This is a genomic window from Cohnella faecalis (genome assembly GCF_003570905.1).
Classification (GTDB): domain Bacteria; phylum Bacillota; class Bacilli; order Paenibacillales; family Paenibacillaceae; genus Cohnella; species Cohnella faecalis.
In genome coordinates, this window is the sequence record NZ_QXJM01000040.1 from 483,972 (window position 1) to 499,498 (window position 15,527).

General features: G+C 56.8%; 14 protein-coding genes and 1 pseudogene. 4 read left to right on the forward strand and 11 right to left on the reverse strand.

All coding sequences use genetic code 11. From position 1 onward, the window contains the following. Positions 1–66: 66 nt before the first annotated feature. Entirely contained in the window at positions 67–996 is a 930-nt protein-coding gene (locus D3H35_RS23625) for a proline dehydrogenase family protein (protein WP_119151616.1), read from the forward strand. 28 nt (positions 997–1,024) lie between these two features. Beyond that, on the forward strand, positions 1,025–1,975 hold the full coding sequence (gene rocF / locus D3H35_RS23630; RefSeq protein WP_119151617.1) for an arginase: 951 nt from the start codon (positions 1,025–1,027) through the stop codon (positions 1,973–1,975). Between the two features lie 3 nt (positions 1,976–1,978). Here rocF and aspA read toward each other — a convergent pair whose 3' ends face one another. Then, positions 1,979–3,394: an aspartate ammonia-lyase gene (gene aspA, locus D3H35_RS23635; RefSeq protein ID WP_119151618.1), complete on the reverse strand. Its 1,416-nt coding sequence runs from the start codon at positions 3,392–3,394 to the stop codon at positions 1,979–1,981. 98 nt (positions 3,395–3,492) lie between these two features. Here aspA and D3H35_RS23640 point away from each other — a divergent pair, with 98 nt between their 5' ends. Then, the gene (locus D3H35_RS23640; protein ID WP_119151619.1) at positions 3,493–4,692 is read left to right on the forward strand and encodes an ornithine--oxo-acid transaminase; all 1,200 of its coding nucleotides are present in this window, start codon (positions 3,493–3,495) and stop codon (positions 4,690–4,692) included. Positions 4,693–4,960: 268 nt separating this feature from the next. Here the strand turns inward: D3H35_RS23640 and D3H35_RS23645 are convergent, their stop codons facing one another. From D3H35_RS23645 to D3H35_RS23685, 10 genes and pseudogenes are all read right to left on the reverse strand, one after another. Then, the gene (locus D3H35_RS23645) at positions 4,961–5,296 is read right to left on the reverse strand and encodes a hypothetical protein (protein WP_147355926.1); all 336 of its coding nucleotides are present in this window, start codon (positions 5,294–5,296) and stop codon (positions 4,961–4,963) included. Positions 5,297–5,311: 15 nt separating this feature from the next. Then, positions 5,312–7,870, reverse strand: a complete 2,559-nt coding sequence (spoIIE, locus tag D3H35_RS23650; RefSeq protein ID WP_233568115.1) for a stage II sporulation protein E — start codon at positions 7,868–7,870, stop codon at positions 5,312–5,314. 398 nt (positions 7,871–8,268) lie between these two features. Then, complete coding sequence (locus tag D3H35_RS23655; RefSeq protein ID WP_119151621.1) at positions 8,269–8,703, reverse strand: S1 domain-containing RNA-binding protein; 435 nt, start codon at positions 8,701–8,703, stop codon at positions 8,269–8,271. Positions 8,704–8,825: 122 nt separating this feature from the next. Beyond that, on the reverse strand, positions 8,826–9,146 hold the full coding sequence (locus tag D3H35_RS23660; protein ID WP_119151622.1) for an FtsB family cell division protein: 321 nt from the start codon (positions 9,144–9,146) through the stop codon (positions 8,826–8,828). 206 nt (positions 9,147–9,352) lie between these two features. Further along, a complete protein-coding gene (locus tag D3H35_RS32860) occupies positions 9,353–9,685 on the reverse strand; it encodes a hypothetical protein (protein ID WP_233568116.1) in 333 nt (110 codons plus the stop codon). Positions 9,686–9,702: 17 nt separating this feature from the next. Beyond that, positions 9,703–9,825, reverse strand: a pseudogene (gene yabQ, locus D3H35_RS34995) (spore cortex biosynthesis protein YabQ); the annotation flags it as partial. 17 nt (positions 9,826–9,842) lie between these two features. Continuing rightward, entirely contained in the window at positions 9,843–10,124 is a 282-nt protein-coding gene (yabP, locus tag D3H35_RS23670; protein WP_119151624.1) for a sporulation protein YabP, read from the reverse strand. Between the two features lie 64 nt (positions 10,125–10,188). After that, the gene (locus D3H35_RS23675) at positions 10,189–11,334 is read right to left on the reverse strand and encodes a glycoside hydrolase family 18 protein (RefSeq protein ID WP_233568117.1); all 1,146 of its coding nucleotides are present in this window, start codon (positions 11,332–11,334) and stop codon (positions 10,189–10,191) included. Positions 11,335–12,569: 1,235 nt separating this feature from the next. After that, positions 12,570–13,670 carry a lactonase family protein gene (locus D3H35_RS23680; protein WP_119151625.1) on the reverse strand — a complete coding sequence of 367 codons (1,101 nt, stop codon included), beginning with the start codon at positions 13,668–13,670 and terminating at the stop codon, positions 12,570–12,572. A gap of 269 nt (positions 13,671–13,939) precedes the next feature. Next, positions 13,940–14,932 carry a carbohydrate deacetylase gene (locus tag D3H35_RS23685; protein ID WP_119151626.1) on the reverse strand — a complete coding sequence of 331 codons (993 nt, stop codon included), beginning with the start codon at positions 14,930–14,932 and terminating at the stop codon, positions 13,940–13,942. Between the two features lie 198 nt (positions 14,933–15,130). On the opposite strand from D3H35_RS23685, the gene D3H35_RS23690 reads away from it, so the two are divergent. Then, the gene (locus tag D3H35_RS23690) at positions 15,131–15,514 is read left to right on the forward strand and encodes a hypothetical protein (RefSeq protein WP_119151627.1); all 384 of its coding nucleotides are present in this window, start codon (positions 15,131–15,133) and stop codon (positions 15,512–15,514) included. Positions 15,515–15,527 lie beyond the last annotated feature (13 nt).

Here is a 15,527-nt window from a genome sequence, read left to right on the forward strand (position 1 = left end):
GAATGACTCGCGGCATATGCCAGCCTCTCGACAGGTCATCGCTATTCGAAGGAGGTGAAGGAACAAGTGGACAGAGTAACCCGAATGTTCAGATCCGCTTTGCTCGCCATGGCCGGCAACCGGGTTGCCGAATCGATAGCTTCCCGGTGCGGCCTGAAGCTGGGCGCGGGCAGATTCGTCGCAGGCGAAACGATGGAGCAAGCTCTGGATCAGGCGCGAAAGCTGAACGAAAAAGGAATCATGGCGACTCTCGACCACTTGGGAGAAGGAATTCGTGATTTGACGGAAGCGCAGCGGTACAAGGAAGAGGTTCTGCGTCTGCTAGACGGCATTGAAGCTTCCGGCGTCGATGCCAACGTATCGATCAAGCCGACTCAAATGGGCTTGGCTCTGAACGAGGAAGCCGGATATGCCCATATTCGCGAAATCGTGTCGAAAGCGAAAACGCTGCGAAATTTCGTGCGGCTCGATATGGAGAATTCACCCTATACGTCCGCTACGATCGAGACGGTTCGGAGATTGAGGGCAGAAGGACTGAGCAATACAGGCACCGTCATTCAGGCTTATTTGCGGCGGTCCGAATGGGACTTGCGACGGATCACGGCCGAGAAAATGAACGTGCGGCTCGTCAAAGGAGCGTACAAGGAACCGGGAGCCATCGCCTACCCCGATATGAAAGATGTCGACGACAGCTTCAAGCGGCTCATTAGCGCAAGATTGCGCAGCGGCGTCTATACCGCTGTGGCCACCCACGACGAACGAATGATCGAATGGACAAAATTTTGTGCATCCGGCTTCGACGTATCGCCCTCCTCATTCGAATTTCAGATGCTGTACGGCATCCGGACTCCTCTGCAAGAAAGGCTGGCGCGCGAAGGCTTCCGCATTCGCTGCTACGTGCCTTACGGGCGAATGTGGTACCCCTATTTCGTTAGGCGGCTGGCCGAGCGGCCGGCTAACCTCCTGTTCATAACGAAGAGCATTTTCAAGCGTTAAAAAACTCGTCCGGAGAGGATGACTGTCTATGAACCGGCTTCGGAAACCGATCGGCGTAATTAGCGTCCCCTTCGATCTCGGTGCTGCGCGGCGAGGCGCGGCAGGCGGCCCCCATGCCATTATGCAGGCGGGGCTGGAAGCCGATCTTCGCCGATTGGGCTACGACGTTCATCGTTACGAGCCGTTTCCCGTCGATGACGGAGCGACAATAGACTTAGGAACGGATAAGGATGCGATAGCGACTGAAGGCGCAAATACGGCCCAAAGCAAACTCAACTTTGTCCGGGAAGTCGCCGCAGCCAATCGGCTCCTTGCCGAACAAGTTGCGGCAACGGCCGCTCGCGGGCAATTTCCGCTTGTGCTGGGAGGCGATCACAGTATCGCTGTCGGAACGATCGCGGGAATGGCCGACCGATATGCCAATCTGGGCGTTGTTTGGTTCGACGCTCACTCCGACTTGAACACCGCGGAGACGACCCCCTCCGGCAATATCCACGGGATGTCGCTTGCGGCCAGCCTTGGTCTCGGCCCTCCTGAGCTAACCGGGATTCGCGGCCATGCGCCCAAGCTGAAGCCGGAAAATGTCGTCCTGATCGGAACGCGATCGCTCGATCAAGGCGAGAAGGAGTTGATTCGCGCTTCCAACATCACTTGTTACACCATGCACGATATCGACCGCAAAGGAATCCCTCTCGTCATGGAAGAAACGATCCGCAAGCTATCCGGCTCGTGCGACGGCGTTCATCTGAGTTTCGACGCGGATAGCGTCGACCCGCTCTTTGCTCCGGGCACGGGAACCCCGGTGCGCGGAGGAATCTCCTATCGCGAGGCTCATCTCGCACTGGAGCTGCTCTGCGAGGCCGGGATCGTCACCTCGGCGGAATTCGTAGAGGTGAATCCCGCTATCGATATCCGGAACGAGACGGCCCGGCTGACCGTCGAACTCATCGCCTCCCTTCTCGGCGACACGATCCTGTAGCGACTATTGCTCTTTGAGCAGATGCTCCCCGGCGATTCCGGGAGTCGTCATCTGGATCGGATCGAGAATTTCGTTCATTTCCTCCGGCGTAAGCAGATGGCGTTCCAAAATAATCTCCTTAATAGATAAGCCCGTCCTTAAAGCTTCCTTCACGAGCTGAGCCGCTACGTCGTAACCCAGGTGAGGGTTCAGCGCCGTCACTATTCCGAAGCTTTGCTCCACGTACGACCGGCACCGCTCGCGATTCGCTTCCATGCCGGCGAGCGCATAATCGACGAAAACGACAAGCGCGTTGCGCATGATTTTCAAAGATTGCAGCAGGTTGAAGGCGATAACGGGACCCATGACGTTCAGCTCGAACTGCCCCGCTTCCGAGGCCATGCAGATCGTATGGTCGTTGCCCATGACCTGGAATGCGACTTGGTTTACGACCTCGGCCATGACCGGGTTCACCTTGCCGGGCATGATGGAGGATCCGGGCTGCCGCGACGGCAGCTTGATTTCGCCGAACCCGGTGCGCGGCCCGGAAGCCATAAGCCGGATGTCGTTGCACATTTTCGATAGATTGACCGAGCATACCTTGAGCGCCGCCGACAGCTCCGTATATGCGTCCGCGTTCTGTGTAGCATCGACCAGATCGTCTGCCGAGCGGACGGGAATCCCCGTATCCTCCGCGAGCTTGGCGACGACCAGTTGTATGTATTCGGGCTTGGCGTTCAAGCCAGTGCCGACCGCCGTCGCTCCTATATTCACCGCGAGCAAATTATTCGTCGCCCGCGAGATCCGTTCGATGTCCCGTCCGATTACCCGGGAATAAGCGCCGAACTCTTGTCCCATGCGGATCGGCACCGCGTCCTGAAGGTGGGTTCGGCCCATTTTGATAACGTCGTCGAACTCCGCCTCTTTCCGCTCAAGCGCCTCTCTCAAAGTCTGCATCTGCTCAAGCAGCAGCAGCGATAGCCGGTACGCGGCAAGTCGGAGCGCCGTTGGAATCGTATCGTTCGTCGACTGCGACATGTTGACGTGATTGTTAGGATTGCAATGAAAATAGTCGCCCTTGGCCAGCCCCATCAACTCGAGCGCCCGATTGGCAAGCACCTCGTTCATGTTCATATTGATGGACGTACCGGCGCCGCCTTGAATGGAATCGACGATGAACTGATCGGCTAATCCGCCTACCGCGACTTCGTCGGCCGCGCGAATAATCGCGTCCGCGATTCGGCCGGGAAGCAGCTTAAGCTCGGCGTTCGCCTCGGCTGCCGCTTTCTTCACTTGCGCAAGCGCGACGTATAGCTCGGGATGAACGGAAACGCCGGTAATGGGGAAATTTTCGACCGCCCGAATGGTCTGTATGCCGTAATACGCTCCTGATGGAACCGTGTGCTCGCCTATGGAATCTTTCTCGATGCGATCGGACATTGGCGCGCCCCCTTCGGTAGGTTATTGTCGGAACTCGACCTACTCTCATTAAACCATGTCCCGGATTAGGATGTCATCAGCAACAGGAGGAAATACCGATGAACGATACGACTCGTTCCATTGCCCTGACGGAGAAGCTCGGAGCCCGGAATTACCGCCCGCTCCCCATTGTTGTCGCCGAATCGGAGGGAGTATGGGTCCGCGATCCGGAAGGCAAGCGATACATGGACTTCTTAAGCGCCTACTCCGCCTTGAACCATGGACATCGGCATCCGGCCATTATACGGGCGCTCATAGATCAGGCGAATCGGGTAACGCTGACGTCTCGCGCATTCCATAACGATCGGCTTGGCGAATTTTATGAGGAACTGACCCGTTACACCGGGAAGAACATGATTCTGCCCGTGAACACGGGAGCGGAAGCCGTGGAGAGCGCGATCAAAGCCGTGCGGAGATGGGCGTACAATGTCAAAAAGGTACCGGACGGGCTAGCGGAGATTATCGTGTGCGAAGGAAATTTTCATGGGCGGACGATTACGGCGGTTTCTTTCTCCTCGAACGAGGAGTACCGTCGAGGATTCGGGCCGTTTACGCCGGGCTTCCGAATCGTACCCTACGGAGATACGGAGGCTCTGGAGAAGGCGATCGGTCCGAATACCGCCGCCTTTCTCATTGAACCGATTCAAGGAGAAGCCGGCATCGTTATTCCGCCGGACGGTTATCTGCGTGAAGCTGCGCGGCTGTGCAAGATGAACGACGTCCTGTTCGTCGCCGACGAGATTCAGACCGGCTTCGGGCGTACCGGGAAGCCGTTCGCTTGCGATTGGGAGGATGTGAAGCCGGACGTCTATGTACTCGGCAAAGCTTTAGGCGGAGGCGTCTTTCCAATCTCGGCCGTAGCCGCCGATGAGAAGGTGCTTGGCGTCTTCGATCCGGGATCGCACGGATCGACATTCGGAGGCAACCCGCTAGGCTGCGCCGTAGCGATCGCGGCTCTCGACGTTATGGAGAAGGAACGGCTGGCGGAGCGGTCCGCGGAGCTTGGCGACTACTTGCTGGATAGACTCTCGAAGGAGCTTGGAGGCCATCCGCTCATTCTTGACCTGCGCGGCCGCGGACTCTTCATCGGCATCGAGCTCGCCGTTGGCGCGAGGCCGTATTGCGAGCGGCTGATGCGGGATGGACTGCTATGCAAGGAGACGCACGACAACGTCATCCGTCTCGCTCCGCCGCTCATCATTACTCGGCATGAGCTGGATTGGGCGATGGAGCGGCTCGTTAACGCGCTTGGTAACTAACCTTCGAAGGCCTTATTTCGGCGCTTCCCCCCTCATCCGCTCGTAATAGTAACTCTGACGGTCTTATTTCGGCGCTCTCCCTCACATCCGCTCGTAATAGTAACTCTGACGGTCTTATTTCGGCACTTCCCTCCTCATCCGCACGTCATTGTAGCTGTGACTGCCTTATTCAGGCGCGCCGGCACCCGTTAAATAAACGAGCCGCAAAAGGCCTGCCCACGGCAGGCCTTCGTTATGTTAAGGTACCACACGTCATTCCGCAGCTCACTTACGGCGGCCCTGCCGGTAAGCCCGCGACTTTCCGAATGGCGGTAAACGGCTGGGCTCGAAGAACGACGGGGATTCTTCGCATCGGCAATCCCCCGTCCGGAGCCTGGCCGACATGGACGCCCGCGCTGCCGGATGGCAGCAGTCTTCTGCCGGATCGTACAATATGGCTCGCCAAAGAATAGAACCACGCTCCTCCGGCAAACAAGCCCACCCAAAATTCCAACATCGCCAGCGCCATCCGCTCCAATCGCATCATAACCGGACGACCGCTCATCAGCTTCTTCATACTCTTCATACTCTTCATACTCTTCATATTCTTCATTTTCCCCATCATAAGCCGCTCCTCCATTCAGCTCACCGTCCTTGGCCGTTCCATCTTGCCCATTCCCGGAAAGCGGAAGGCCGCCCATTCCGGCTGATACCGGGTAATCTTCGTCACGATGACGGTCATATCGTCGCCGATGCCGCCTCCGGGATTTTGCCTCATCGCCTCGGCAAGAAGCTCCTCGGCAAGCTCCTGCGGATCGTCGGTCTGAATTTCCTGAATAACCCGCTTCATCCACAGCTCCTTATTGATCGCATGTCCCGGAGAATCCATGATCCCATCGGTCATCATAATGAGAGTATCGCCCGGCTGCAGTTGAACGCGAAGCAAATCGATCTCGATATCGTGCAGGATGCCTATGGGCAAATTGTTCGCGGCGATCGGAATAATCTCCCTCCCTCTCTTAATAAAGCTTGGCGTAGATCCAATCTTAAGCATCGTGGCATGAGCGCTGTACAAATCGATAAGAGCCAGATCAACCGTCGCGAACATCTCCTCCGGAGAACGGAGCAGCAGCACCGAATTGACGGACTTCACGGCAAGCCGTTCGTCGATGCCGGATTGCAGCAATTGCTCAAGCATCGAGAGTGCGGCGCTGCTCTCCATTCGCGCTCGTGCGCCGTTGCCCATCCCGTCACTGAGCGCAACCGCGAATTTGCCCGTGCCGAGCTCCATCATGCTGAAGCTGTCTCCCGACAGCAAATCGCCGTCCTTCGCCGCTCCCGCAACACCGGTTATGACCTCGAAAGCCTTGGCGGAGGCGAATGTTACCGAGGACAAATGCACGGCAGGCTCTCCGGTCCGTTCCCGGGCGACGGTGACCGTCTCTCCCAATATTTCCGACAGAAGGGGAGCGATCATTTTGCGGCATTCATCGTACCCGGTACGAAAAGCGTGAATCATCTCGATCTCGATATGCCCCTCTTCGAGACTAATAATCTCAATGCCTTGGATCGCCAATCCGAGCCGTTCGAGCGAATCGCGAATTTGCCATTCCTGCTTCTCCAGCTGCTTAGCTTCCCGGCGAATTTCGTTCACAAGATCGTCCATCACCTGCGAGACGCCCGACAGTTGATCGGCTACCAAGTATCGGCTGTCCTGAAGCTGGCGTCTCCAATGAAGATCGTGACGGTACAATTCGTATTCCCGCTTCAAAACGTCGAGTACTTGCGGCGTTTTCACGCATAATTTGGTCCACATTTTCGGCAGCTGCGCGGAGGTTACGTTCGGATTCTGCTCCACGGTAGTCATCATTTCGGTCATGAGAGCATAGGTTTGAACATACTGCTGCCCGTCCCAGCAAGCAGCTCTCTTGTGGCAAGCGGCGCAAGCCTGCTTGTGAACGGCTCCGACGAAATGCTCGAAGTCGCGGTCTTGGCGCACCGACTCGCCGTGCTGCGTCATTTGGCGGAAGCTTCGGGACAGCTGGCGGAACACCTCCGAGAATCGGGCGACTCGCTCCGCAGTCAGATCCCGTACCTTCTGGGCGTATTCCTGCTGAGTCTGAGCATGACCGTTCGTGCCCGGTACCGTTCTGGCGACCGCTTCGATCCAGCCTTTGGGCGTTACAAGAAGCAGCAAGGACCCGGCGACGGACGCCCAAGTGGATACCATCGCTATCGTTCCGTCGCCGGTATAGAGTGCCAGCACGGACGTACCCAGCATTAGCCCGAATACTACGGCTGCCTTGCCCCCCTCCCGAAGCAAGCCGGCCATCAACCCTCCGAATGCGAGCAGCCCGATTTCCGAAGCCGCGGCCGAATCGGACAAGCCGATAATGACGCCGGATACGACGCCGACCGTTGTGCCAAGCGCGGGGCCTCCCGCCAACGCCGATATAAGAACGACATACCGGGTCAGAACTGCCGCGACCGCGATTCCAAGCACTGTCCAGCCCGTCATTCCCGTCATAAGGCAAGCAAGCAGAATCGTCAGTCCGATCCATTCCTCGTGGCGAAGCGGCAGCGACTTCCTCTTTCGGGTTAACACCGGGAGCGCATGTACGAACAACAGCGTAAGCACGAACGCAAGTCCGGCCTCGACCGCCGTCAGCAAATACTGAAGCCACTCCGTCTTGTCAGCGGTAAGAACGGTATCGAATAGACGTACGATGAGCGTTGCCGCGAACACGACGACCGGCGCATGGGACAAATCCGCACGCTCGTATTTTTCCAAGCCTCGAAACAACAAGTAAATAATGCCTAACTCCGCACAAATGACCGTCGGCATCGGATCGATGGAGAAAAAGCTGCCGCATGCGAGAGATAAGGCAGCCCAGAAGGCGAACTCCCTTCTTACATACAACACGACTCCAAAAAAAGCAGCGGCAAAAGGAGCTATTCCCTCCAGCATCTCCGCCCTGCCGAGCAAAAAGCCGATCAAGAGCGTTCCCGCAAGAGGCAGTTGGGCCCGAAGAGCCTCCAGCAACGTCGTCCAATACGACAACGGCTGATCAGCCTTGCGTCCGGACGAATGCCGGTGCGGCAACCATTTCCTTTTGTTCCGTTTGACCGAATGCTGGCTCGATTGTTGTCCGTTCCCTATGCGCGGCACGAAAGGAACGACGGACGGCTTGTCCATCATGCACACCCCATTCTCACAAAAGTAATGTGCCTCTTATTATAGGAGCACCGAAAAAGGAAGTTTGTCATAACCCGGCTGTCGGCCAAAAGTTTTTTCCGACACCCTCCGCCCTTGCTGTCCGACGGTTTTCGGGAAGGGGTCGAACCCGCGCTGCGACACCTTATTTTCAACCTAATCGAAAATATGTTCCGGTCATTCGGACGCCTCCGCTAACGAAAAAACGCGCTCATCCGACGGCGCGTTCCGTCGCCCCGAAGGGCGGCGATCGTTTGCAAATGCCGGATGAGCGCGAATGAAAGCGCTGCTAAAATAATTCTCATTATTTTTTTCTTTTAGAAGCGTTAGAAGACACAAAAAACCGGATCCTCACGGACCCGGCCTCGATCGCATAGCGTATGTTAGGAACGACGTCCGCCACGGCCGCCGCGTTTGGATTCGGTGCTTTTTTTCAAGTTGGAGATGCGCTCTTCGCTGTCTTTTAAGAAGCGAGACACTTTGTCCTCGAAAGTGGCACGGCCTGGACCAGGCTTGAAGGGGCGGCCTCCGCGGTCGCGAGGTCCACGATTTTGTTGCTGTTGCTGCTGTTGTTCCGGCGGTTTGTCCACGGCCTGTCTGATCGACAGTCCGATCTTACCGTCTTTGTCTACGTTAATGACCTTTACCGTCACGACATCGGCAATCTTCAGATGCTCGTTGACATCCTTCACGTAGCTGTCGGCAATCTCGGAAATATGGACGAGCCCTGTGACTCCTCCCGAGAGATCCACAAATGCTCCAAAATGCGTAATGCCGGTTACTTTACCTTCCAATTTGGTGCCCACTTCGATGGCCATAAAAACCGATGTTCCTCCCTAGAACATGAGTGTCCGGAATAATCTCCGGTTATGTTGATTATAACCGACCTGCAAAAGCAAGGTCAACAGACGTTCGTCCCGCTTTGTCATGTCGAAACAGGTCAAGGCTTCGTCGGTTCGACATGAATCGCTTGTTCGCCGGGCATTCCCATCCCCTGATCCTTGCGGGCGATCTGTCCGATATATTCGGGATCGTTCAGCCGACTAACCTCTTGCGTCAATCTATCGCTCTTCAACTTGGCATCGGAAAGCTGCTTCTCCGTCTCCCGTAGCTGCTGCCCGCGGTCGCTCATCTGCCCGTGTTGGGCGATGTAAGTATATAAAGCCCAGCTCATAAAAAGAACGACAACGAACAACAATAGCCTCAACCGTCTGCGAACGCCCATATAGGTTGGCGCTGCAGCCGCCGATCGGGTTGACATTCCGATGCCTCCTCTCTTTACTCATGAATAGCGATTATTATAACATATGATGGTAGGGTAAACTATCGTACTTCCGTCTTATTCTGTCGCTGTATTCGACTTCTCGTTTTACTCCTTTTTTTGAAAAAGCTCGCGGATTTGACGCCATTTCTCTTTCGCTCTCTTCCAAGCGAGAACGATCGGCTGCATTCGTCTGCGAACCGGCATTAGTCTCGCCCACAGCCATCGTCCGGAGGACGAAGAAGCTTGGCTGCAAGACGGTATAAGACTAATAAAATAGCGGCCAGGATAATAAAGACGATGTCAATCAGCTTGGCGAGAAAACGTACGAGCCAAGAAACAGGAATAATCAAAAGCACCCGAACGATCCGCCACAGCAGCAGCGATACCCGCTTAATCGCTTCGAACAGCCACCCCGACAGCCTGACCACCCATCCGCTGAACAATCCGAAATATCCGGTAACGCCGATGCCGAGTCCCAAAAAAACGAACAGACGAACTTCCCGTGATTGTACCGCAGCAGCACGGCAAACACGCACAGTGTCGCCGCAGCCCAGTAAATCAGATCGAGCGGAGGAAGCATCCATCGCGCGATGTGAAACCGGCGCGCCGCTACTCGATAGACGTCGAACACGGTGCCCATCGACAGTCCGCACAACACCATGGAGCCTATCGTCATCCATTGAGCGGCCGCGTTCACTTGAACAGCTTCCCGAACAGTCCCTTGGATTTGCCCGCACCGTTCCCGTCCAAATATTGGAGGGAGTGAATCAGTCCTTCTATCGCGACGAGCCCCTGTTCGAGATTCAAATTTTTCATGTGCAGGTTTTGCCCCCGCACCGTTAGAAAACCGCACTCGGTTTCCAGCAGAAATTCTTCGTTGTCGAAGCTTTCTACGTTTCCGACCCCCGAGATTTCGAGCAGCTTGCGGTTGAGCATCCGAACTTCCTGGTGCTTCGCGGTTTTGCCGTGGTCCATAGCACGTCCCTCCTCCTCTTAGGTCTAGCATATGGGAGGGTTTGGACGAATAGAACCGGCTTAGCTAGCGAAGGTGACCGAGCAGCCAGGCGAGAATGGCGGCAAGCCAGCCGACTGGACCTGGAGCAACGGGCGCAGGAACCGGAACGGTCGCGGCTTGCTTCAAATCGGCAGCCGCTCCGGCGAGCAGCTTGCCGTCCGCGTCGCCGCCAAGCTCCCAGAACATCGCTCCCGCCAGTCCTTGCGATCGGATGAAGGCGGTCTTATGACGGATCGATTCGGCGTCGTCATAGCTGATGAACGTCCGATTCGAGGCATTATAAAGATAAGGTACTCGGGCATTTTCGTTCCAATAGCGGCGATATCCATTCTTGCCGATGTACTTCGCCGCAAGCTGGTCGTAAGTAAAAGTGCCGTTGGACGTTGGAGCCGCCTTCGCCGGTCCCGAGCATTCCTTATATTGCCCGTTGCCTGCCTCTCCGCAGTCACTCCACCCCCGCCCGTAAAAAGGGATGCCGAGCACCAGCTTGTTCGCGGGCACGCCCGCCTTGCGAAAGCCCGCTATAGCCGCCTCTCCATAGGCTTGCTTCGCATCGGGAAGATTGGCCGCCTCCGCCGCTTGATCGCGATACAACGGGGCGTTGTGACCGCTCGTTTTTTGCCAATCCCCGTTAAAATCGTACGTCATGACGTTAATCCAATCGACGACGGTCGCGACTTTGCTCATCTCGGTATTATTCAAATACGGCGTTCCGATACCGGCCGCTATAGTCAGCAGATACGATTTGCCGTCCGCTTTGCCCGCCGCATCCAGCTTCGCACGCAGCTCCTTCAACAGCAGAGTAAAATGGGTCTTGTCCTCGGGACGGCTGCTGTTGCCGGCCATCCCTCCTCCGCCGGGATACTCCCAATCGAGGTCGACACCGTCAAAGGCGTATCGGCGCAAAAAGGAGACGGTCGAGTCGGCGAACGTTTCACGCGTCTTTGCGGTTGCGGCCATATCGGAAAATCGGCCCGACCAGGACCATCCGCCGACGGAAATAAGCGTCTTCAGCTTGGGGTTTGCTTGCTTCAGCTTTTTGAGCTGATTGAAATTGGCGATATCGATGGACGGATCGCCCATGACGAGCGTTCCGTTCGACACGGGAGCCGAGGAACCGTTGCCGCAAGGCTGGCGCTGATCGACGCTGCCCCTCTTCCCTCCCAGCAAATATCGGCGAAAGCGTAGTTCACGTGAGTTAGCTTCGACGCGGCGATTTGGGAGACGGGGTAGCGGTCGTTGTACGCACTCCATGATGAATAGTAGCCGACGACCTTATATGTATGAGCTGGAACGACGTTCGCGACAGACTGAGACTCATCCTTTGCTTGAAACGGAAATATCGACCATATCGCCGAAAATAATAGAAATAGACGCACAATCAACACAGAAAATAACGGCACAGCCAAAAGAAGCTCCCCTTTCGATGCCCGGAAATCGATCGTTACAATCTATCTCCATTGTCGTAGGAAAGCGGTTGCTAGAATAGGCGTAATATTTTCCTGCGCCGAATGTGGGGGCGGGCAAGGGGGCGGCTTGGTTGCTGGCGGGTTATTGGGGCAGCGAGAGGGCCCGGTGTGAGCGCGGTAGCCCGCTGCGGGCGGGCTACTTGGGGGTGGGATGCACTCGCTTGGCGCTCGTAACCGGCTGTGGGCGCGCTATTGGGCGGTGCACACACTCTCTCGACGCTCGTAACCCGCTGCGGGCGCGCTATTGGCGGTGCACACACTCTCTCGACGCTCGTAACCCGCTGCGGGCGCGCTATTGGCGGTGCACACTCTCTATCGGCGCTCGTAACCCGCTGCGGGCGCGCTATTGGCGGTGCACACACTCACTCGAAGCTTGTAACCGGCTGTGGGCGCGCTATTGCGCGGTGCACACACTCTCTCGACGCTCGTAACCGGCTGTGGGCGCGCTATTGGGCGGTGCACACACTCTATCGGCGCTCGTAACCGGCTGTGGGCGCGCTATTGCGGTACACACACTCACTCGACGCTCGTAACCCGCTGCGGGCGCGCTATTGGCGGTGCACACTCTCTATCGGCGCTCGTAACCGGCTGCAGGCGCGCTATTGGCGGCGCACAACACTCACTCGACGCTCGTAACCGGCTGTGGGCGCGCTATTGAGTGGTGCACACACTCTATCGGCGCTCGTAACCGGCTGTGGGCGCGCTATTGCGGTACACACACTCACTCGACGCTCGTAACCGGCTGTGGGCGCGCTATTGAGTGGTGCACACACTCTATCGGCGCTCGTAACCGGATGTGGGCGCGCTATTGGGCGGTGCACACACTCACTCGACGCTCGTAACCGGCTGCGGGCGCGCTATTGGCGGTACACACACTCTCTCGGCGCTTGTAACCGGCTGCGGGCGCGCTATTGCGGGGCTTACGCCGCTACATTTTTACGTCCGGGCTTCGCGGATGAGTACGCAGACCGGTTTGCGAACCGCTATTTCTGTGCCGGCAAAAATCGGGAGGCCGGAATTTGGCTCAATCCGGTACAGAACAACGTTGTCGGAATCCTGGTTGGCGGCGATGAGCCAGCATCCATCCGGCGTCAGCGCGAAGTTCCTCGGATTGCTTCCACGAGTCGATACGTGGCCGGCAGCTTCGATCCGACCCGTAGCATCGTCGATCCGGAATATCGCAATGCTGTCATGGCCGCGATTGGAAGCATAGACGAATCGGCCGTCGGGAGAAACGACGATTTCGGCGCACGTGTTGTCACCCTTGAAAGAAGACGGCAATGTCGTAATCGATTCCTGGCGCCCAAGCGCCCCTTCTTTCTCATCGTAGGTGAATCGGGTTACCGTGCAGCTTAGCTCGTTCACAACAAACGCGGCTCGGCCGGAAGGATGGAACGCGAAGTGTCTCGGTCCGTCGCCTGGCGCCATCGAAATCGCCTCGTGTCCGGACCATTCGTTGGCTTCCGGTCCGCGAGCGTAAACCATTACTCGATCGAGCCCGAGATCGGGAACGAACATATAGTTGCCGTCCGGACTGAATACGGCCGCATGCGGGTGCGGCGCTTCCTGCCGTTGCTCGTTCGGACCCGAGCCCGTATGACAAAGCCGAATAACCGCCGGGCTTGGGCGCGAGTCGGGGGTTATCATGAACAAAGTAACCGAAGCTCCATTGTAGTTGGACACAGCGAGCCAATCCTCCTCTGGAGCAAGGGAAAGATGACAAGGGTGAGCGCCGTAGGTTCGATGAAACTGCACGGGGCCCAGCTTAAGCGTGTCCGGCTCTATCGGGAAAGACGCAAGCTGGCCGCCTTCCTCGCCGTCGGTTTCAAGCGTTTCGCTAACGGCGTACAGTCGGGTGCCGGACCGGTTCATACGGAGAAACGAGGCGTCCTCTATTCCTGCATATTCGGCCGCTTTGACTAGCTCGGCCGTATCGGAAAAAAGCTGCAATCTTGTAAGCGTGACCTCGTCCTTGGCGCCGTATGCGCCGATCCATATTTCAAAGGCGGATGCTTGCGAGTTTTCGGGGGTAGTCATGTAGCGCCTCCTCAAATGTCAAACGGTCGGTTGCTATTCCGTCTATTGTAGCCCAAGGAGGGGGGGCAGGCTAGCCGAGCTAACTCTATCTGTCAGCAGTTACATTGCGATCCTCCGACTGTCTCAACGCAGTCTCGGCCATTCCACTAGAGTGCTGTCAGTCTCCCTGCTACTGTCGGGTTAAGCACTCTTGTACACTCGACCGCGCAGCGCATTGTCACAGCCTGCGATAGCGCCGGAAAACAGCCTATTGCGCAGCATGAACGCGATCAGCTTGGGCGCTTTCGTCTTTTACGGCTTCTTTGCCGACGACGGCCTCGCGCAGGGCTTGCTCTGCCCGCACGGCGGCGCTTCGCAGGCGACCTCTTCTTCTTTCTGTTCTTGCCGCTATGAATCAATCGTTGTTGTTTTTCGCGTAAAGGTTGCGGCTCCGGGGCGGGTTCGATTGCCGGAATCAAATCTGTCGGAGCCGCTGCCAGGGAAGGGATAGGAATTCGTTCCATTTCACACCGCTTCTTTATCAGCATTCCGTAATGGATCGGACAAATACCGAGAGCTTGAATAGTCAACCCGACGGAAGGATGGCAGAAGACAGCTTGCTCCGCCTCTCTCACATTCGCCCATTCGGATAATTCGCGCAGAATATCGTCCGCATAACCGGGATGGCACATGATTTCGGTCGTTCCATCCGGAAGATTGTGCAGGCAGCGCAGCAGACGCAGCAAGCCGTCCTCCTCGTGATACGTATCCAGCCATATATAATCCGTCGTCCATGCCTGCTGCCCGTTCGGTTCGATCGGCGTCTGGGAACGTCTCATCGGAATGCCTTCCCGCTCGGCCCATGAAGCCATTACGTTGAAAACGGAAGGAATGTTCTGGTGCAGCAAATGGTGGGAATCGAGATGGGTCGGCCGTAAGCCTGTCGATACGAATCGGTTCCACTGCGCCGCAAGCTCCGTCGCAATGTCCTTATCCGTCCATGCAGCCGCGCTGCGGATGCCGAGATAAGCCCCGCTGGAGTTAACAAGCGAAGGCACAAGACGAGGCTCGGACAACGGCTTGCCATAAGTAAGATTGAAATGGAGACCCACTCCGAGGAAGGGATTCAACCGAGCCAGCCTGACCGCATCCTGAAAACCCGGCATGTTGACCATCATGGAGGCGCTCGTAATGCCGCCAGCGGCAAAGGCTTCCGCAATACCCCGATTCACGCCGGGAGATAAGCCGAAATCGTCGGCGTTCACGATCAAAAATTTCGTCATCCGTCACCCTCCACTGAATAATGGCTATTTATCAGCAGATGCGGGGACGCCGATTTCGGACAGGGGCAAACGTTTGCTCTTTGCAGCTTAACTTGCGTCTCTTATTCGTTCATACCTTCGAACGGCTGCCGTATAACCCCTTCCGATCTGCCAATACTATCCGCGATCCCATCATGCTACGGTCAAAGGGGGAACGAAATGCGCCGTATAGCGGTTGGAATCGTCCTGGCGCTCTGTATATTCGGACAAGCCGCATCCATACAAGCATCCGCGATCGAGCAGCCTAACGGAACGTCCGAAAGCGTCCCGACCATGAAAGAGGAGGATAACTCCGTTCAATCGAAAGCTTTTCGATCAGGCAGAAGAACGTACCGCGCTCCTCGAAGCGGCTACACCGGAGGGAATCGGACCGGGGTCGCTCCCGGAACCAATACAGGGCGAACGACAAGGACGCCCGCTGCGGGCACGACGGGAAGGTTTGGCGGTTTTTTCGGCGGACTGACTGCCGGCTCCTTGCTTGGAGGCTTGCTGAATCCTTTCGGATTCGGAGGCTGGGGCGGCGGCACCGGGGCTTCTCCCTGATCGGCGTGCTGTT

Bases quoted from the DNA above. Each gene is read 5' to 3' on its own strand.
- D3H35_RS23660 (WP_119151622.1), bottom strand. From the start codon at position 9,146: ATGTCAACCCGATCGGCGGCTGCAGCGCCAACCTATATGGGCGTTCGC.
- D3H35_RS23645 (WP_147355926.1), bottom strand. From the start codon at position 5,296: ATGATGGGGAAAATGAAGAATATGAAGAGTATGAAGAGTATGAAGAGT.
- D3H35_RS23640 (WP_119151619.1), top strand. From the start codon at position 3,493: ATGAACGATACGACTCGTTCCATTGCCCTGACGGAGAAGCTCGGAGCC.
- D3H35_RS23690 (WP_119151627.1), top strand. From the start codon at position 15,131: ATGCGCCGTATAGCGGTTGGAATCGTCCTGGCGCTCTGTATATTCGGA.
- D3H35_RS23655 (WP_119151621.1), bottom strand. From the start codon at position 8,703: ATGGCCATCGAAGTGGGCACCAAATTGGAAGGTAAAGTAACCGGCATT.
- aspA (WP_119151618.1), bottom strand. From the start codon at position 3,394: ATGTCCGATCGCATCGAGAAAGATTCCATAGGCGAGCACACGGTTCCA.
- yabP (WP_119151624.1), bottom strand. From the start codon at position 10,124: ATGGACCACGGCAAAACCGCGAAGCACCAGGAAGTTCGGATGCTCAAC.
- rocF (WP_119151617.1), top strand. From the start codon at position 1,025: ATGAACCGGCTTCGGAAACCGATCGGCGTAATTAGCGTCCCCTTCGAT.
- spoIIE (WP_233568115.1), bottom strand. From the start codon at position 7,870: ATGATGGACAAGCCGTCCGTCGTTCCTTTCGTGCCGCGCATAGGGAAC.
- D3H35_RS23685 (WP_119151626.1), bottom strand. From the start codon at position 14,932: ATGACGAAATTTTTGATCGTGAACGCCGACGATTTCGGCTTATCTCCC.
- D3H35_RS23680 (WP_119151625.1), bottom strand. From the start codon at position 13,670: ATGACTACCCCCGAAAACTCGCAAGCATCCGCCTTTGAAATATGGATC.